Source organism: Mesorhizobium waitakense, from assembly GCF_056431085.1.
Genome location: NZ_JBWKME010000185.1, coordinates 47,715 through 62,567, shown reverse-complemented (window position 1 = coordinate 62,567; position 14,853 = coordinate 47,715). Strand labels below are relative to the sequence as shown.

28 protein-coding genes are annotated in these 14,853 nt (G+C 61.8%); all 28 read left to right on the top strand.

Going from position 1 to position 14,853, the window contains the following annotated elements:
- The coding region (locus AC07FD_RS33620; RefSeq protein ID WP_455749504.1) for an EF-Tu C-terminal domain-related protein at nucleotides 1-86 on the top strand (86 nt) is incomplete at its 5' end.
- Nucleotides 87-155: 69 nt separating this feature from the next.
- The gene (rpsJ, locus tag AC07FD_RS33615; RefSeq protein WP_010909272.1) at nucleotides 156-464 is read left to right on the top strand and encodes a 30S ribosomal protein S10; all 309 of its coding nucleotides are present in this window, start codon (nucleotides 156-158) and stop codon (nucleotides 462-464) included.
- Nucleotides 465-525: 61 nt separating this feature from the next.
- Nucleotides 526-1,239 (top strand): 50S ribosomal protein L3, encoded by a 714-nt coding sequence (rplC, locus tag AC07FD_RS33610; protein WP_095089677.1) that lies wholly within the window; start codon nucleotides 526-528, stop codon nucleotides 1,237-1,239.
- Entirely contained in the window at nucleotides 1,239-1,859 is a 621-nt protein-coding gene (gene rplD / locus AC07FD_RS33605) for a 50S ribosomal protein L4 (protein WP_006333366.1), read from the top strand. Before rplC ends, rplD begins: the two co-directional genes overlap by 1 nt.
- On the top strand, nucleotides 1,856-2,149 hold the full coding sequence (locus tag AC07FD_RS33600) for a 50S ribosomal protein L23 (RefSeq protein WP_010909275.1): 294 nt from the start codon (nucleotides 1,856-1,858) through the stop codon (nucleotides 2,147-2,149). Before rplD ends, AC07FD_RS33600 begins: the two co-directional genes overlap by 4 nt.
- A 22-nt stretch (nucleotides 2,150-2,171) precedes the next feature.
- A complete protein-coding gene (gene rplB, locus AC07FD_RS33595; RefSeq protein ID WP_095089679.1) occupies nucleotides 2,172-3,005 on the top strand; it encodes a 50S ribosomal protein L2 in 834 nt (277 codons plus the stop codon).
- Nucleotides 3,006-3,021: 16 nt separating this feature from the next.
- On the top strand, nucleotides 3,022-3,300 hold the full coding sequence (gene rpsS / locus AC07FD_RS33590; protein WP_006205463.1) for a 30S ribosomal protein S19: 279 nt from the start codon (nucleotides 3,022-3,024) through the stop codon (nucleotides 3,298-3,300).
- A 2-nt stretch (nucleotides 3,301-3,302) separates the two neighbouring features.
- Nucleotides 3,303-3,692 (top strand): 50S ribosomal protein L22, encoded by a 390-nt coding sequence (rplV, locus tag AC07FD_RS33585; RefSeq protein WP_006205462.1) that lies wholly within the window; start codon nucleotides 3,303-3,305, stop codon nucleotides 3,690-3,692.
- Nucleotides 3,692-4,417, top strand: a complete 726-nt coding sequence (rpsC, locus tag AC07FD_RS33580; protein ID WP_013895697.1) for a 30S ribosomal protein S3 — start codon at nucleotides 3,692-3,694, stop codon at nucleotides 4,415-4,417. The genes rplV and rpsC overlap by 1 nt, the downstream gene beginning before the upstream one ends.
- 27 nt (nucleotides 4,418-4,444) lie before the next feature.
- Nucleotides 4,445-4,858, top strand: a complete 414-nt coding sequence (gene rplP / locus AC07FD_RS33575; protein WP_013531427.1) for a 50S ribosomal protein L16 — start codon at nucleotides 4,445-4,447, stop codon at nucleotides 4,856-4,858.
- A gap of 13 nt (nucleotides 4,859-4,871) precedes the next feature.
- Nucleotides 4,872-5,072: a 50S ribosomal protein L29 gene (gene rpmC / locus AC07FD_RS33570; protein ID WP_006205459.1), complete on the top strand. Its 201-nt coding sequence runs from the start codon at nucleotides 4,872-4,874 to the stop codon at nucleotides 5,070-5,072.
- A gap of 11 nt (nucleotides 5,073-5,083) precedes the next feature.
- The gene (rpsQ, locus tag AC07FD_RS33565; RefSeq protein WP_010909280.1) at nucleotides 5,084-5,323 is read left to right on the top strand and encodes a 30S ribosomal protein S17; all 240 of its coding nucleotides are present in this window, start codon (nucleotides 5,084-5,086) and stop codon (nucleotides 5,321-5,323) included.
- A gap of 85 nt (nucleotides 5,324-5,408) precedes the next feature.
- A complete protein-coding gene (gene rplN, locus AC07FD_RS33560; protein ID WP_006205457.1) occupies nucleotides 5,409-5,777 on the top strand; it encodes a 50S ribosomal protein L14 in 369 nt (122 codons plus the stop codon).
- Between the two features lie 12 nt (nucleotides 5,778-5,789).
- Nucleotides 5,790-6,104 carry a 50S ribosomal protein L24 gene (rplX, locus tag AC07FD_RS33555; RefSeq protein ID WP_013531428.1) on the top strand — a complete coding sequence of 105 codons (315 nt, stop codon included), beginning with the start codon at nucleotides 5,790-5,792 and terminating at the stop codon, nucleotides 6,102-6,104.
- Nucleotides 6,097-6,696 (top strand): 50S ribosomal protein L5, encoded by a 600-nt coding sequence (gene rplE / locus AC07FD_RS33550; protein ID WP_095089681.1) that lies wholly within the window; start codon nucleotides 6,097-6,099, stop codon nucleotides 6,694-6,696. Before rplX ends, rplE begins: the two co-directional genes overlap by 8 nt.
- 27 nt (nucleotides 6,697-6,723) lie before the next feature.
- A complete protein-coding gene (gene rpsN, locus AC07FD_RS33545) occupies nucleotides 6,724-7,029 on the top strand; it encodes a 30S ribosomal protein S14 (protein ID WP_013895695.1) in 306 nt (101 codons plus the stop codon).
- A 12-nt stretch (nucleotides 7,030-7,041) separates the two neighbouring features.
- Nucleotides 7,042-7,440, top strand: coding sequence for a 30S ribosomal protein S8 (gene rpsH / locus AC07FD_RS33540; RefSeq protein ID WP_006205453.1), 399 nt, complete (start codon nucleotides 7,042-7,044; stop codon nucleotides 7,438-7,440).
- Between the two features lie 90 nt (nucleotides 7,441-7,530).
- On the top strand, nucleotides 7,531-8,064 hold the full coding sequence (gene rplF / locus AC07FD_RS33535; RefSeq protein WP_095089683.1) for a 50S ribosomal protein L6: 534 nt from the start codon (nucleotides 7,531-7,533) through the stop codon (nucleotides 8,062-8,064).
- Between the two features lie 140 nt (nucleotides 8,065-8,204).
- A complete protein-coding gene (gene rplR, locus AC07FD_RS33530; protein WP_023757972.1) occupies nucleotides 8,205-8,564 on the top strand; it encodes a 50S ribosomal protein L18 in 360 nt (119 codons plus the stop codon).
- A gap of 81 nt (nucleotides 8,565-8,645) precedes the next feature.
- Nucleotides 8,646-9,209, top strand: coding sequence for a 30S ribosomal protein S5 (gene rpsE, locus AC07FD_RS33525; protein WP_006333394.1), 564 nt, complete (start codon nucleotides 8,646-8,648; stop codon nucleotides 9,207-9,209).
- A gap of 24 nt (nucleotides 9,210-9,233) precedes the next feature.
- A complete protein-coding gene (rpmD, locus tag AC07FD_RS33520; protein WP_023736690.1) occupies nucleotides 9,234-9,431 on the top strand; it encodes a 50S ribosomal protein L30 in 198 nt (65 codons plus the stop codon).
- A 22-nt stretch (nucleotides 9,432-9,453) separates the two neighbouring features.
- Nucleotides 9,454-9,927 carry a 50S ribosomal protein L15 gene (gene rplO, locus AC07FD_RS33515; protein WP_478353303.1) on the top strand — a complete coding sequence of 158 codons (474 nt, stop codon included), beginning with the start codon at nucleotides 9,454-9,456 and terminating at the stop codon, nucleotides 9,925-9,927.
- A gap of 184 nt (nucleotides 9,928-10,111) precedes the next feature.
- Nucleotides 10,112-11,452, top strand: a complete 1,341-nt coding sequence (gene secY, locus AC07FD_RS33510; RefSeq protein ID WP_126069209.1) for a preprotein translocase subunit SecY — start codon at nucleotides 10,112-10,114, stop codon at nucleotides 11,450-11,452.
- The gene (locus AC07FD_RS33505) at nucleotides 11,449-12,045 is read left to right on the top strand and encodes an adenylate kinase (RefSeq protein WP_457155064.1); all 597 of its coding nucleotides are present in this window, start codon (nucleotides 11,449-11,451) and stop codon (nucleotides 12,043-12,045) included. The genes secY and AC07FD_RS33505 overlap by 4 nt, the downstream gene beginning before the upstream one ends.
- A 192-nt stretch (nucleotides 12,046-12,237) precedes the next feature.
- Nucleotides 12,238-12,606, top strand: coding sequence for a 30S ribosomal protein S13 (rpsM, locus tag AC07FD_RS33500; protein WP_006205445.1), 369 nt, complete (start codon nucleotides 12,238-12,240; stop codon nucleotides 12,604-12,606).
- Nucleotides 12,607-12,731: 125 nt separating this feature from the next.
- Nucleotides 12,732-13,121: a 30S ribosomal protein S11 gene (gene rpsK, locus AC07FD_RS33495; RefSeq protein WP_006205444.1), complete on the top strand. Its 390-nt coding sequence runs from the start codon at nucleotides 12,732-12,734 to the stop codon at nucleotides 13,119-13,121.
- 105 nt (nucleotides 13,122-13,226) lie between these two features.
- Nucleotides 13,227-14,237: a DNA-directed RNA polymerase subunit alpha gene (locus tag AC07FD_RS33490; RefSeq protein WP_013531438.1), complete on the top strand. Its 1,011-nt coding sequence runs from the start codon at nucleotides 13,227-13,229 to the stop codon at nucleotides 14,235-14,237.
- A 37-nt stretch (nucleotides 14,238-14,274) separates the two neighbouring features.
- Nucleotides 14,275-14,706, top strand: a complete 432-nt coding sequence (gene rplQ / locus AC07FD_RS33485) for a 50S ribosomal protein L17 (RefSeq protein ID WP_056588614.1) — start codon at nucleotides 14,275-14,277, stop codon at nucleotides 14,704-14,706.
- Nucleotides 14,707-14,853: the final 147 nt, after the last annotated feature.

The window sequence follows — 14,853 nt, the reverse complement described above, 5'->3', positions numbered from 1 at the left end:
TCGCCATGGAAGAGAAGCTGCGCTTCGCTATCCGTGAAGGCGGCCGCACCGTCGGTGCCGGCATCGTCGTCACCATCAAAGAGTAATTTGGACTTAAACCGATCTGTCGCGGGCGCAGGAGTTGCCCGCGCCGCGCCAGAACAAGGAAGTGACGCATGAACGGACAGAATATCCGCATCCGCCTGAAGGCGTTTGATCACCGCGTGCTCGACGCCTCGACGAAGGAAATCGTGTCGACGGCCAAGCGCACCGGTGCCAACGTCCGCGGCCCCATTCCGCTGCCGACGCGGATCGAAAAGTTTACGGTCAACCGGTCGCCTCACGTCGACAAGAAGAGCCGCGAGCAGTTCGAGATGCGCACGCACAAGCGTCTGCTCGACATCGTCGATCCGACCCCGCAGACGGTCGATGCTTTGATGAAGCTCGATCTGGCCGCCGGTGTGGACGTCGAGATCAAGCTCTAAGGGAATGAGAGCGCGGTAAGGGGCGGTGCCCCTGGCCCGGAACTCTAAAGGAATTGAACCGATGCGTTCAGGTGTGATTGCAAAGAAGGTGGGAATGACCCGCATCTACAACGATGCCGGGGAACATGTTCCCGTCACCGTTCTCCAGATGGAGAACTGTCAGGTCGTGGCGCAGCGCACGCAGGAGAAGAATGGCTACACTGCCGTTCAGCTCGGCGTTGGCCTTGCCAAGGTGAAGAACACGTCGAAGGCGCTGCGCGGCCATTTCGCGACCGCTTCCGTCGAGCCGAAGGCGAAGGTCGCCGAGTTCCGCGTCTCCGCCGACAACATGATCGATGTCGGCGCCGAAATCACCGTCGAGCATTTCGTCCCCGGCCAGAAGGTCGATGTGACGGGCACGACGATCGGCAAGGGTTTTCAGGGCGTCATCAAGCGCCACCACATGGGTGGTGGCCGCGCGACGCATGGTAACTCGGTCTCGCACCGTACGCACGGTTCGACCGGCCAGCGCCAGGACCCGGGCAAGGTGTTCAAGGGCAAGCATATGGCTGGCCACATGGGCGACACCCGCGTCACCACGCAGAATGTCGAGATCGTTTCGACCGACGCCGACCGCGGCCTGATCCTGATCCGCGGTGCGGTTCCCGGATCGAAGGGCGCCTGGATCCTGGTCCGCGATGCGGCCAAGGTGGCACTGCCGGCCAACGCGCCGAAGCCTGCCGCGATCCGCGCCGTTGCTAAGAACGAGGCTCCGGCCACAGAGGGAGCGGAATAATGGATCTCAAGATCACAACGCTTGGCGGCAAGGACGCCGGCAAGGTGGAACTCTCCGAGGAGATTTTCGGCCTTGATCCGCGCGAGGACATCCTGCAGCGCGTCGTGCGCTGGCAGCTCGCCAAGAAGCAGCAGGGCACGCACAAGGCCAAGGGCCGCGCCGAGATCGCGCGCACCGGCGCCAAGATGTACAAGCAGAAGGGTACGGGCCGCGCCCGTCACCATTCGGCACGCGCTCCGCAGTTCCGTGGCGGCGGCAAGGCCCACGGCCCGGTCGTTCGCAGCCATGAGCACGAACTGCCGAAGAAGGTTCGCGCGCTTGGCCTCAAGCATGCTCTCTCGGCCAAAGCCAAGAGCGCGTCGATCATCATCATCGACGAGCTGAAGCTGACCGAGGCCAAGACCAAGGCGCTGATCGCGAATTTCGCGACGCTGGGCCTGACCAACGCTTTGGTGATCGGCGGTGCCGAGCTTGACAAGAACTTCAAGCTGGCGGCGACGAACATCCCCAACATCGACGTGCTGCCCATCCAGGGCATCAACGTCTACGACATTCTGCGCCGCGGCACGCTGGTCCTTTCGAAGGCCGCCGTCGAGGCTCTCGAGGAGCGCTTTAAATGACCGACCTTCGTCATTATGACGTGATCGTCTCGCCGGCGATCACCGAAAAGTCGACCATGGCCTCCGAGCAGAACCAGGTCGTCTTCAACGTCGCCAAGAAGGCGTCGAAGCCGGAAATCAAGGCCGCCGTCGAAGCGCTGTTCGGCGTCAAGGTGATGGCCGTGAACACGCTTGTCCGCAAGGGCAAGATCAAGCGCTTCCGCGGCACGATCGGCCGCCAGAGCGACGTCAAGAAGGCGATTGTGACGCTGGCCGACGGCCAGTCGATCGACGTCGCGACGGGTCTCTGAGCAAGGCCGCGAGGACAGAACAATGGCACTGAAAAAATTCAACCCGGTAACGCCGAGCACCCGCCAGCTGGTCATCGTCGACCGCTCGGGCCTCTACAAGGGCAAGCCCGTCAAGGGTCTGACCGAGGGCCTGACCAAGTCGGGCGGCCGCAACAATTACGGTCGCATCACCGCCCGCTTCATCGGTGGTGGCCACAAGCGTTCGTACCGCATCATCGACTTCAAGCGCCGCAAGTTCGACGTTGTCGGCACGGTCGAGCGCATCGAATACGATCCGAACCGCACCGCCTTCATCGCGCTCATCAAGTACGACGATGGCGAGCTGTCCTACATCATCGCTCCGCAGCGTCTGGCGCCCGGCGACAAGATCGTTTCCGGTGAAGCCGTCGACGTGAAGCCGGGCAATGCGATGCCGTTGGCCTCGATGCCGGTCGGCACCATCGTCCACAACATCGAGCTGAAGCCGGGCAAGGGCGCCCAGGTTGCCCGTTCGGCAGGTGGCTACGGCCAGCTGGTCGGCCGCGACCAGGGCATGGCGATCCTGCGCCTCAACTCGGGCGAGCAGCGTGTCGTGCACGGCTCCTGCATGGCCACCGTCGGTGCCGTGTCCAATCCGGACCATGGCAACATCAACGACGGCAAGGCTGGTCGTACGGTTTGGCGTGGCAAGCGTCCGCACAATCGCGGCGTGACCATGAATCCGGTCGACCATCCGCACGGCGGCGGTGAAGGCCGCACCTCGGGTGGCCGGCATCCGGTTTCGCCCTGGGGCAAGCCGACCAAGGGCAAGAAGACGCGGTCCAACAAGGCGACCGACAAGTTCATCCTGCGCTCGCGCCATCAGCGCAAGAGCTAAGAAGAGGTAACGCCAAGTGACTCGTTCTATTTGGAAAGGCCCCTTCATCGACGGCTACCTTCTCAAGAAGGTGGACAAGGTTCGTGAAGGTGGTCGCAATGAGGTGATCAAGATGTGGAGCCGTCGCTCCACCATCCTGCCGCAGTTCGTCGGCTTCACCTTCGGTGTCTACAACGGCCAGAAGCATGTTCCCGTCTCGGTGAACGAGGACATGGTCGGTCACAAGTTCGGTGAATTCGCTCCGACCCGGACCTATTACGGTCACGGCGCGGATAAGAAGGCGAAGAGGAAATAATCATGGGCAAGGCCAAAGCTCCGCGCAGGCTTGCTGACAACGAAGCGCGCGCCGTATTGCGCACGATCCGTATCAGCCCGCAGAAGCTGAACCTGGTTGCCGCGCTGATCCGCGGCAAGAAGGTCGCGACAGCGCTTTCCGATCTCGAATTCTCGGCCAAGCGGATTTCCGGCACGGTCAAGAAGACGCTGGAATCGGCAATCGCCAACGCGGAAAACAACCACGACCTCGACGTCGACGCACTGATCGTGGCGGAAGCCTATGTCGGCAAGTCGATCGTCATGAAGCGGTTCCATGCCCGTGGCCGTGGTCGCGCCAGCCGTATCGAGAAGCCGTTCTCGCACCTCACGATCGTCGTTCGTGAAGTCGAAGAAAAAGGGGAGGCCGCATAATGGGCCAGAAAGTCAATCCGATCGGTCTTCGCCTCGGCATCAACCGCACCTGGGATTCGCGCTGGTTCGCGAACACCGGCGAGTACGGCAAGCTGCTGCATGAGGACATCAAGATCCGCAAGTATCTTGAGAAGGAACTCAAGCAGGCCGCGATCTCGAAGGTCGTCATCGAGCGTCCGCACAAGAAGTGCCGCGTCACCATCCACGCCGCGCGCCCGGGTCTGATCATCGGCAAGAAGGGCGCCGACATCGAGAAGCTTCGCAAGAAGCTGATGGAGATGACGAAGTCCGAGACGCACCTCAACATCGTCGAAGTGCGCAAGCCGGAAATCGACGCGACCCTGGTCGCCCAGTCGATCGCCCAGCAGCTCGAGCGTCGTATCGCCTTCCGTCGCGCCATGAAGCGCGCCGTGCAGTCGGCGATGCGCCTCGGTGCCGAAGGCATCCGCATCAACTGCGCCGGCCGTCTTGGCGGTGCTGAGATTGCGCGCATGGAATGGTACCGCGAAGGCCGCGTGCCGCTGCATACGCTGCGCGCCGATGTCGACTACGGCACGGCCGAGGCGAACACGGCCTACGGCATCTGCGGCGTCAAGGTCTGGGTGTTCAAGGGCGAGATCCTCGAGCACGACCCGATGGCTTCGGAACGTCGTGCGACCGAGGGTGATGCTGCACATGGCGGTGGTGGTGATCGCGAACGCGGTCGTCGTCGCGAAAACGCCTGAGACATTTAGGAATTTGGAGTTAGAACGATGCTGCAGCCAAAGCGCACAAAGTTCCGCAAGCAGTTCAAGGGCCGTATCCATGGTACCGCAAAGGGCGGCACCAACCTGGATTTCGGTGGTTTCGGGCTGAAGGCGCTTGAGCCGAACCGCGTCACCGCGCGTGAGATCGAGGCGGCCCGCCGCGCGATCACCCGTGAAATGAAGCGCGCCGGTCGCGTCTGGATCCGTATCTTCCCGGACGTGCCGGTCACTTCGAAGCCGACCGAAGTCCGCATGGGCAAGGGCAAGGGCGCTGTCGACTACTGGGCGGCGCGCGTCAAGCCGGGCCGCATCATGTTCGAGATCGACGGCGTCAATGAAGAAACCGCCCGTGAGGCACTGCGTCTCGGCGCGGCCAAGCTCTCGGTCAAGACGCGCTTCGTGCAGCGCATCGCAGAATAAGGACGGGCTGATCATGAAAGCCGAAGACATCCGGACCAAGACCCAGGACCAGCTGACCGACGACCTGGCCAGCCTGAAGAAGGAGCAGTTCAACCTGCGCTTCCAGAAGGCCACCGGCCAGCTCGAGAAGACCGCGCGCGTGAGACAGGTCCGTAAGGACATTGCGCGTATCAAGACCATCGCTGCGGAAAAGTCCGCGGCTAAGAAGGCTTAAGGACGAAAACCATGCCAAAGCGCATTCTGCAGGGCACCGTCGTCAGCGACAAGAACGAGAAGACGGTTGTCGTCAAGGTCGAACGGCGCTTCACGCATCCCGTGATGAAGAAGACCGTGCGCATGACCAAGAAGTACAAGGCGCACGACGAGAACAACGCCCACAAGGTTGGCGATCAGGTGTTCATCCAGGAATCGAAGCCGATTTCCAAGGACAAGCGCTGGATCGTCGTGTCTTCGGACCAAGCCTGACCTCTGGGCGTAAACAAACGAATTTTGGACAGACCGGGGAGGGGCTTTGAGCCCGTCCCGTTAGAAAAGAAGAAGGCGGCCAGTCATGATTCAGATGCAAACAAACCTCGACGTCGCGGATAATTCCGGCGCCCGTCGTGTCATGTGCATCAAGGTGCTGGGCGGCTCGAAGCGGAAATACGCTTCCGTGGGCGACATCATCGTGGTGTCGATCAAGGAAGCCATCCCGCGCGGCCGCGTGAAGAAGGGCGATGTGATGAAGGCGGTCGTGGTTCGCACGGCCAAGGACATCCGCCGCCCGGACGGCAGCGTGATCCGTTTCGACAAGAACGCAGCCGTTCTCGTCGACAACAAGAAAGAGCCGATCGGCACGCGTATCTTCGGACCGGTTCCGCGCGAACTCCGCGCCAAGAACCACATGAAGATCATCTCGCTCGCGCCAGAAGTGCTGTAAGGAGCCGGACCAATGCAAAAGATTAGAAAAGGCGACAAGGTCGTCGTGCTGGCCGGCAAGGACAAGGGCCGTTCGGGCGAAGTCCTCTCGGTTCAGCCGAAGGAAGACACCGCGCTGGTGCGCGGCGTCAACATGATCCGTCGTCACCAGAAGCAGTCCCAGTCCCAAGAGGGCGGGATCATCACCAAGGAAGCGCCGATCCAGCTGTCGAACATCGCGCTGGCCGACCCCAAGGATGGCAAGCCGACCCGCGTCGGCTTCATCTTCCAGAAGGACGGCAAGAAGGTGCGCGTCGCCAAGCGCTCGGGAGAAGTCATCAATGGCTAAGGCTCAAACCACGAAGCCCAAGGCTGAAAGCAAGCAGTCCAAGGCTCAGAACACGCCGCGCCTCAAGCAGGTCTACAACGAGACCATCCGCAAGGCGCTGCAAGAGCAGTTCGGCTACGACAACGAGATGCAGGTTCCGCGCATCGACAAGATCGTGCTGAACATGGGCGTTGGCGAAGCGACCGGCGACTCGAAGAAGCCTTCGATCGCGGCCGAGGACCTGGCGATGATCGCCGGCCAGAAGGCTGTCGTTACCCGCGCCCGCAACTCCATCGCCGGCTTCAAGGTCCGCGAGAAGATGCCGATCGGCGCCAAGGTCACGCTGCGCAAGGAACGCATGTACGAGTTCCTCGACCGCCTCGTGAACATCGCACTGCCACGCGTCCGCGACTTCCGCGGACTTAATCCGAAGAGCTTCGATGGCCGTGGCAACTACGCCATGGGCATCAAGGAACACATCGTGTTCCCGGAGATCAACTACGACAAGGTTGATCAGATCTGGGGCATGGACGTCATCGTTTGTACGACTGCGAAGACGGACGACGAAGCCAGGGCTTTGCTCAAGGCTTTCAACTTCCCCTTCCGCCAGTAACGGCTGCGAGAAAAGGAAAAATCTGAAATGGCAAAGACCAGCTCAGTCGAGAAGAACAACAGGCGCCGCAAGCTTGCCGACCAGTACGGTCCCAAGCGCGCTGCGCTCAAGGCGATCATCATGGATCAGTCCAAGCCGATGGAAGAGCGTTTCCGCGCTCAGCTCAAGCTTGCCGCCATGCCGCGCAACTCGGCCAAGATCCGCATCCGCAACCGCTGCGAAGTCACCGGCCGTCCGCGTGCCTACTATCGCAAGCTCAAAGTATCGCGCATCGCGCTCCGTGATCTCGGCAACAACGGCCAGATCCCGGGCCTGGTCAAGTCGAGCTGGTAAGGAGGACATAACATGTCATTGAGCGATCCTCTCGGCGATATGCTGACCCGCATCCGCAATGCCTACGGCCGCAAGAAGTCGAGCGTCTCGACGCCGGCCTCGCGCCTGCGTACCCGCGTCCTCGACGTGCTGAAGGCTGAAGGCTATATCCGCGATTACAGCCAGACTGACTTCGACAACGGCAAGTCCGAAATCGAGATCGAGCTGAAGTATTTCGACGGCGCGCCCGTCGTGCGCGAAATCGCCCGCGTTTCGAAGCCTGGCCGCCGCGTCTACGTTTCGGCCAAGTCGATTCCGCACGTCGCCAACGGCCTCGGCATCGCCATCCTTTCGACACCGAAGGGCGTGATGGCCGACCACGAAGCGCGTGAACAGAACGTCGGTGGTGAAATCCTCTGCCAGATCTTCTGATCTGGCGTGATCGGAAAAATTGGAATCCGGTCTTCGGGATCATGCCCGAAGACAGAGACCTGAAACAAGAGAAGTGACGAGGACAACAAAATGTCTCGTATTGGAAAGAAACCCGTTTCGCTGCCGCAGGGCGTGACCGCGACCGTCAACGGCCAGACCGTGACGGCGAAGGGCCCCAAGGGCGAGCTGAAGTTCGTGGTGAACGAAGAAGTGCTGGTCAAGATGGAAGGCAGCGAGATCGCTGTCCAGCCGCGCGACCAGACCAAGACGGCGCGCTCCAAGTGGGGCATGTCGCGCACGCAGATCGTCAACATCCTGCAGGGTGTGAAGGACGGCTTCGAGAAGAAGCTCGAGATCACCGGCGTCGGCTATCGCGCCGCCATGCAGGGCAAGAACCTGCAGCTGGCACTTGGCTTCAGCCATGACGTCGTCTACGAGACGCCGGCCGGCATCACGATCGCTGTGCCGAAGCCGACGGAAATCACCGTGACCGGCATCGACAAGCAGCAGGTCGGCCAGGTTGCCGCCGAGATCCGCGAATACCGCGGTCCGGAGCCCTACAAGGGCAAGGGCGTCCGCTATGCTGGCGAGAAGATCGTCCGCAAGGAAGGCAAGAAGAAGTAGTGGGCTTGGCTCCGAAAAGTTGCAGACTTTTCGGAAAGGTCCAAGCCAAAGAAGTGTAACGCCGCGGGGAGCGGTCGCGGGAGGCGTTTCGCCTACCGCATATGGCGGCCCCCGTTTTTTTGAAGGCAAGGAAGACTATCATGGGTACCAAGGAATCCACGCAGCGCCGTGCGCAGCGCGTCCGTCGTCAGATCAAGAAGGTCGCCGGCGAGCGTCCGCGTCTGTCGGTTCACCGCACGTCGAAGAACATCTACGTGCAGGTCATCGACGACGCCAAGGGCCACACCATCGTCGCTGCCTCGACGCTCGAGAAGGACCTCAAGGGTTCGCTCAAGACCGGCGCCGACACCGCCGCTGCCGCCGCGATCGGCAAGCTGATCGCCGAGCGCGCCACCAAGGCCGGCGTCAAGGAAGTCGTCTTCGACCGCGGCGCCTACATCTATCACGGCCGCGTCAAGGCGCTCGCCGAGGCTGCCCGTGAAGGCGGCTTGAGCTTCTAAAGGACTTTCGCCCCCGGTGACCCACAGAGGCGCCGGATCTTATCAGCAACCGTGCTTCCGGAAAAAAACAAGGAACAGGATATGGCACAGGAACGTAGGGATGGCGGCCGCGGCCGCGATCGTGAAGAACGCGATGACGGCATGGTGGACAAGCTCGTCCACATCAACCGCGTCGCCAAGGTCGTCAAGGGCGGCCGTCGCTTTGGTTTTGCAGCACTCGTCGTCGTCGGCGACCAGAAGGGCCGTGTCGGCTTTGGTCACGGCAAGGCGCGCGAAGTGCCGGAAGCTATCCGCAAGGCGACTGAATCGGCCAAGCGCGACATGATCTTCGTGCCGCTGCGCTCGGGCCGTACGCTGCACCACGACGTCGAGGGACGCTGGGGCGCGGGACGCGTTCTGCTGCGCGCTGCCAAGCAAGGTACCGGCATCATCGCAGGTGGCCCGATGCGCGCCGTCTTCGAGACGCTCGGCATGCATGACGTGGTCGCCAAGTCGATGGGTTCGTCGAACCCCTACAACATGGTTCGCGCCACCTTCGACGCGCTGAAGAGCCAGATGCATCCCAAGGATGTGGCTGCTGCTCGTGGCATCAAGTATTCGACCCTTCAGGCCCGCCGCGGCACCGCCGTTGCGGCTGAAGAATAGTCGATCTGACCAGGGATTTTGACCATGGCCAAGAAAGCAACAAAGACCGTCACCGTTGAGCAGATCGGCTCGCCGATCCGCCGCCCGAAGGAACAGCGCGCGACGCTGGTCGGGCTCGGCCTCAACAAGATGCACAAGCAGCGCACGCTGGAAGATACACCCTCCGTGCGCGGCATGATCGCTGCCGTCCAGCATCTCGTCCGCGTCGTGGACGAGGGCTGAGCCAGAGCGCAGGAGAACCCATATGAAACTCAACGATCTGCGTGACAAGGACGGCGCGACGCACTCCAAGAAGCGTCTCGGCCGCGGCATCGGCTCCGGCTCCGGCAAGACCGCCGGTCGCGGCGTCAAGGGCCAGAAGGCGCGCTCCGGCGTCGCCATCAATGGCTTCGAGGGTGGCCAGATGCCGCTCTACAGGCGTCTGCCGAAGCGTGGCTTCAACAACATCTTCGCCAAGAGCTTCACCGTCGTCTCGCTGGCCCGTATCCAGGTGGCCATCGACGCCAAGAAGCTCGACGCCAAGGCAACCGTGACGGCTGAATCGCTGGTCGCTGCCGGCGTCATCCGCCGCGTCAAGGACGGCGTGCGCATCCTCTCGGACGGCGAGATCACGGCGAAGCTCGCCTTCGACGTCGCCGGCGCCTCCAAGGCCGCGATCGAGAAGATCGAAAAGGCCGGCGGCTCGGTCAAGTTGCCGGAAAAGGCAGCTGCCGAGTAACGGCAATTTGAAGCGCGAGCGGGATCCGTTTTTGCTCACGATCGTGCTTTGATCTGCTCAATTAGGCGGCCGCGTCAACGCGGCCGCTTGCATGTTTAGAGCCCGGAGCTTATCTCGTGAGCTTCGGTGAAACGCGCCGCCTGACCTCAAGGGCCATCAAGCGTTACCAAGCGGAGAATCAGGCATGGCTTCGGCTGCTGAACAACTAGCCTCGAATCTGAATTTCTCGGCCTTCGCCAAAGCGGAGGACCTGAAGAAACGCATCTGGTTCACCATCGGCGCGTTGCTCGTCTATCGCCTCGGCACCTATATTCCGCTTCCCGGCATCAATCCCGACGCCTTCGCCCAGGCCTTCTCATCGCAGAGCAAGGGCGTGCTCGGCATGTTCAACATGTTCGCCGGCGGCGCCGTGCAGCGCATGGCGATCTTTGCGCTCGGCATCATGCCTTACATCTCCGCCTCCATCATCATGCAGCTGATGACGTCGGTTATCCCGTCGCTGGAAGCGCTGAAGAAGGAAGGCGAACAGGGCCGCAAGGTCATCAACCAATACACGCGCTACGGCACCGTGCTGCTTGCGCTGGTTCAGGCCTATGGCATTTCGGTCGGCCTGGAGGGCGGCAACGGCATCGTCAGCGATCCCGGCATGTTCTTCCGCATCTCGACCGTCGTCACTCTGGTCGGCGGCACCATGTTCCTGATGTGGCTGGGCGAACAGATCACCGCCCGAGGCATCGGCAACGGCATCTCGCTGATCATCTTCTCCGGCATCGTCGCCGGCCTGCCGCATGCCATCTCCGGCACGCTGGAGCTTGGCCGCACCGGCGCGCTGTCGACCGGCCTGATCCTGGCGATCATCGTCCTGGCCATCGTCGTCATCGCCTTGATCGTGTTCTTCGAGCGCGCCCAGCGCCGCTTGCTGATCCAGTATCCGAAGCGCCAGGTCGGCAACCGCATGTTCCAGGGCGATACCTCGCATCTGCCGCTGAAGCTCAACACGTCAGGCGTCATTCCGCCGATCTTCGCGTCGTCGCTGCTGTTGCTGCCGGCCACCGTCGCAGGCTTCTCGCAGACGACCAACATGCCGGCCTGGGCCAGCACCGTGCTGGCGTCGCTCGGCCACGGCCAACCGCTCTACATGGCATTCTACGCGGCGATGATTGTGTTCTTCGCCTTCTTCTACACTGCGATTGTCTTCAACCCGAAGGACACCGCCGACCAGCTCAAGAAGCATTCGGGCTTCATCCCGGGCTATCGTCCGGGCGAGCGCACCGCCGACTACATCGATTACGTTCTCACCCGCATCACCGTCGTCGGCGCCATCTATCTGGTGCTGGTGTGCTTGCTGCCGGAGTTCCTGATCTCGGCGACTGGCGTACCATTCTACCTTGGTGGCACATCGCTTCTGATCGTGGTCAGTGTCACGCTTGATACGGTTGCGCAGATTCAGGGCCACCTGATCGCGCACCAGTATGAAGGCCTGATCAAGAAGTCGAAGCTGCGCGGGGGGAAGAAAGCCAGATGAGGTTGATATTGCTTGGGCCGCCAGGGGCGGGCAAGGGGACACAAGCACAAAGACTGGTAGAAAAACACGGCATACCCCAGCTCTCGACGGGCGACATGCTGCGTGCTGCAGTCCAGGCTGGCACCGAAGTCGGCAAACGCGCCAAGGCGGTGATGGATGCCGGTGAACTGGTTTCCGACGCCATCGTCAACGCCATCGTCGCCGAACGTATCGATCAGCCGGATTGCGCGAAGGGTTTCATCCTCGACGGATATCCGCGGACCCTGGTGCAGGCGGACGCGGTTGAGCAGATGCTTTCGGATCGCTCGCAGGGCCTCGATGCGGTCATTGAACTTGTCGTCGACGACAAGGCGCTGGTTGGTCGTATCGTCAAGCGCGCCAACGAAGCACAAGCCGCCGGCCAGCCCGTGCGCAAGGACGACAATCCGACCGTGTTCGAGGAGCGTCTGAGGGAATACTACAAGAAGACGGCGCCGCTGATTGGCTACTATTATGCCAAGGGCAAGCTCCGCAGCGTCGACGGCATGGCCGATATCGACGCCGTGACGGGACAGATCGAAGCGGTGCTAAGGGACGCAACGCGGGGAATTTAAACGATTGCACTTGACGGGAGCGGTTCGCTGCGGTATGGCGGCCCGTCTTCCTATCAGGCATCGGCTTTGCTTGTCCGCAAGGGCAAGGCAGCCGCTTTGAACTGGAAACTCCCGCATGGGCCGGCCTCCACCGGACGCGGGGCAACTTAAGATAGCGCCGGTTCGTCCGGCCCACATGGAGAAGAGAAGAATATGGCTCGTATAGCCGGCGTCAACATTCCGACCAACAAGCGCGTCGTCATCGCGCTTCAGTACATTCACGGCATTGGCAAGAAGTTCGCCCAGGAGATCGTCGATAAGGTCGGCATCCCGGCCGAGCGTCGCGTCAACCAGCTCACCGACGCGGAAGTGCTGCAGATCCGCGAAACCATCGACCGCGACTACCAGGTCGAGGGCGACCTGCGCCGCGAAGTCTCGATGAACATCAAGCGGCTCATGGACCTCGGCTGCTATCGCGGCCTGCGTCACCGCCGCTCGCTGCCGGTTCGCGGCCAGCGCACGCATACCAATGCGCGCACCCGCAAGGGCCCGGCCAAGTCGATCGCCGGCAAGAAGAAGTAATTGAGCGAATAGCGAATAGCTCGTGGCGAATAGGTTTCTACCCACTATTCGCTTCGCCCTACTCGCTTTTGCAAGGTGGAGCCGCTGGCATTACGGCGGTGTAGAGATCAACTGAAAGGACTATCATGGCCAAGGAAGCCGCTCGTGTTCGCCGTCGCGAACGCAAGAACATCTCGTCGGGCGTTGCCCACGTCAATTCGACCTTCAACAACACGATGATCACCATCACTGACGCACAGGGCAATTCGATTGCCTGGTCGTCGGCCGGTGCCCAGGGCTTCAAGGGTTCGCGCAAGTCGACCCCGTTCGCTGCCCAGATGGCTGCCGAGGACGTTGCCAAGAAGGCCCAGGAACACGGCATGCGCATGCTCGAAGTCGAGGTCTGCGGACCCGGCTCCGGTCGTGAATCGGCACTGCGCGCCCTGCAGGCGGCCGGCTTCACCATCACGTCGATCCGTGATGTGACGCCGATCCCGCACAATGGCTGCCGCCCGCGCAAGAAGCGCCGCGTCTAAAAAAATTACCGAACGCCGCGCGAGCGCCCTTTGTGGCGCTCCTCCACGGCATTCCAGGTCGCCCGCCACGATTGGATGGTGGCGGGTCAACGGAAGGAAAGCATCATGATCCAGAAAAATTGGCAGGAACTGATCAAGCCGAACAAGATCGAGTTCTCGTCGAAGAAGAAGACGCTGACCACGCTGGTCGCCGAGCCGCTCGAGCGTGGCTTTGGCCTGACGCTCGGCAACGCGCTGCGCCGCGTGCTTCTGTCTTCGCTGCGCGGTGCGGCTGTTACCGCCGTGCAGATCGACGGCGTTCTGCATGAATTCTCGTCCATCGCCGGTGTGCGCGAGGACGTGACCGACATCGTCTTGAACATCAAGGAAATCGCCATCCGCATGGAAGGCGATGGCCCCAAGCGCATGGTCGTGCGCAAGCAGGGACCGGGTGCGGTTCTCGCCGGCGACATCCAGACGGTTGGCGACGTCGAAATTCTCAACCCCGACCACGTCATCTGCACGCTGGACGAGGGCGCTGAAATCCGCATGGAATTCACCGTCGACACCGGCAAGGGTTACGTGCCGGCCGACCGCAACCGCGCCGAAGACGCGCCGATCGGCCTGATCCCGGTCGACAGCCTGTATTCGCCGGTCAAGAAGGTCTCCTACAAGGTCGAGAACACCCGCGAGGGCCAGGTTCTCGATTATGACAAGCTGACCATGACGATCGAGACCGACGGTTCGATCACCGGCGAGGACGCGGTGGCTTTCGCTGCTCGCATCCTGCAGGACCAGCTCGGCCTGTTCGTCAACTTCGACGAGCCGCAGAAGGAAGTCGCCGCCGAAGCCGTCACCGAGCTCGCCTTCAACCCGGCGCTGCTCAAGAAGGTCGACGAGCTCGAGCTTTCGGTGCGTTCGGCCAACTGCCTGAAGAACGACAACATCGTCTATATCGGCGACCTGATCCAGAAGACCGAAGCCGAGATGCTGCGCACCCCGAACTTCGGCCGCAAGTCGCTGAACGAGATCAAGGAAGTCCTGGCGGCAATGGGCCTGCACCTCGGCATGGAAGTGCCGGACTGGCCGCCGGAAAACATCGAAGACCTCGCCAAGCGTTACGAAGATCAATATTGAGGCGTTGCCTCTGAACCCGCAATGAAGGAGAAGAGCCATGCGCCACGGATTTAAGGGCCGCCGGTTCGCCCGCAGCATAAGCCACCGCAAGTCGATGTTCGCCAACCTGGCCGTGTCGCTGCTCGAGCACGAGCAGATCGTCACCACCCTGCCGAAGGCGAAGGATCTGCGTCCGATCGTCGAGAAGCTGGTGACTCTCGGCAAGCGCGGTGACCTGCACGCCCGCCGCCAGGTGATCGCGCAGATCGGCAATGAAGGCGTCGTCAAGCGCCTGTTCGACACCATCGCCCCGCGCTACGCTACCCGCAACGGCGGCTATCTGCGCATCATGAAGGCGGGCTTCCGTCACGGCGACAATGCCGCGATGGCTGTCATCGAGTTCGTCGATCGCGACACCTCGGCCAAGGGCGCCGGCGACCGCGCCCGCATCGAAGCCGAAGGCACCGACGCGGACGCCGCAGCCGCATAAGGCTTGGTTTTCCGGAGTGAATGCAAAGGGGCCCACGGGCCCCTTTTTGTTTTCTGAAAGCAGGAGATTGCAGCCCAAAGCCGATCTTCAGGCCGGAGCCGAGGCTCTTTGGCCAAAATAATCGGATTTCAGCGGCTTAGCCTTTCA

Coding starts and splice junctions, on each gene's coding strand:
- rpsJ (WP_010909272.1), top strand. CDS start 156: ATGAACGGACAGAATATCCGCATCCGCCTGAAGGCGTTTGATCACCGC.
- rplC (WP_095089677.1), top strand. CDS start 526: ATGCGTTCAGGTGTGATTGCAAAGAAGGTGGGAATGACCCGCATCTAC.
- rplD (WP_006333366.1), top strand. CDS start 1,239: ATGGATCTCAAGATCACAACGCTTGGCGGCAAGGACGCCGGCAAGGTG.
- AC07FD_RS33600 (WP_010909275.1), top strand. CDS start 1,856: ATGACCGACCTTCGTCATTATGACGTGATCGTCTCGCCGGCGATCACC.
- rplB (WP_095089679.1), top strand. CDS start 2,172: ATGGCACTGAAAAAATTCAACCCGGTAACGCCGAGCACCCGCCAGCTG.
- rplV (WP_006205462.1), top strand. CDS start 3,303: ATGGGCAAGGCCAAAGCTCCGCGCAGGCTTGCTGACAACGAAGCGCGC.
- rpsC (WP_013895697.1), top strand. CDS start 3,692: ATGGGCCAGAAAGTCAATCCGATCGGTCTTCGCCTCGGCATCAACCGC.
- rplP (WP_013531427.1), top strand. CDS start 4,445: ATGCTGCAGCCAAAGCGCACAAAGTTCCGCAAGCAGTTCAAGGGCCGT.
- rpmC (WP_006205459.1), top strand. CDS start 4,872: ATGAAAGCCGAAGACATCCGGACCAAGACCCAGGACCAGCTGACCGAC.
- rpsQ (WP_010909280.1), top strand. CDS start 5,084: ATGCCAAAGCGCATTCTGCAGGGCACCGTCGTCAGCGACAAGAACGAG.
- rplN (WP_006205457.1), top strand. CDS start 5,409: ATGATTCAGATGCAAACAAACCTCGACGTCGCGGATAATTCCGGCGCC.
- rplX (WP_013531428.1), top strand. CDS start 5,790: ATGCAAAAGATTAGAAAAGGCGACAAGGTCGTCGTGCTGGCCGGCAAG.
- rplE (WP_095089681.1), top strand. CDS start 6,097: ATGGCTAAGGCTCAAACCACGAAGCCCAAGGCTGAAAGCAAGCAGTCC.
- rpsN (WP_013895695.1), top strand. CDS start 6,724: ATGGCAAAGACCAGCTCAGTCGAGAAGAACAACAGGCGCCGCAAGCTT.
- rpsH (WP_006205453.1), top strand. CDS start 7,042: ATGTCATTGAGCGATCCTCTCGGCGATATGCTGACCCGCATCCGCAAT.
- rplF (WP_095089683.1), top strand. CDS start 7,531: ATGTCTCGTATTGGAAAGAAACCCGTTTCGCTGCCGCAGGGCGTGACC.
- rplR (WP_023757972.1), top strand. CDS start 8,205: ATGGGTACCAAGGAATCCACGCAGCGCCGTGCGCAGCGCGTCCGTCGT.
- rpsE (WP_006333394.1), top strand. CDS start 8,646: ATGGCACAGGAACGTAGGGATGGCGGCCGCGGCCGCGATCGTGAAGAA.
- rpmD (WP_023736690.1), top strand. CDS start 9,234: ATGGCCAAGAAAGCAACAAAGACCGTCACCGTTGAGCAGATCGGCTCG.
- rplO (WP_478353303.1), top strand. CDS start 9,454: ATGAAACTCAACGATCTGCGTGACAAGGACGGCGCGACGCACTCCAAG.
- secY (WP_126069209.1), top strand. CDS start 10,112: ATGGCTTCGGCTGCTGAACAACTAGCCTCGAATCTGAATTTCTCGGCC.
- AC07FD_RS33505 (WP_457155064.1), top strand. CDS start 11,449: ATGAGGTTGATATTGCTTGGGCCGCCAGGGGCGGGCAAGGGGACACAA.
- rpsM (WP_006205445.1), top strand. CDS start 12,238: ATGGCTCGTATAGCCGGCGTCAACATTCCGACCAACAAGCGCGTCGTC.
- rpsK (WP_006205444.1), top strand. CDS start 12,732: ATGGCCAAGGAAGCCGCTCGTGTTCGCCGTCGCGAACGCAAGAACATC.
- AC07FD_RS33490 (WP_013531438.1), top strand. CDS start 13,227: ATGATCCAGAAAAATTGGCAGGAACTGATCAAGCCGAACAAGATCGAG.
- rplQ (WP_056588614.1), top strand. CDS start 14,275: ATGCGCCACGGATTTAAGGGCCGCCGGTTCGCCCGCAGCATAAGCCAC.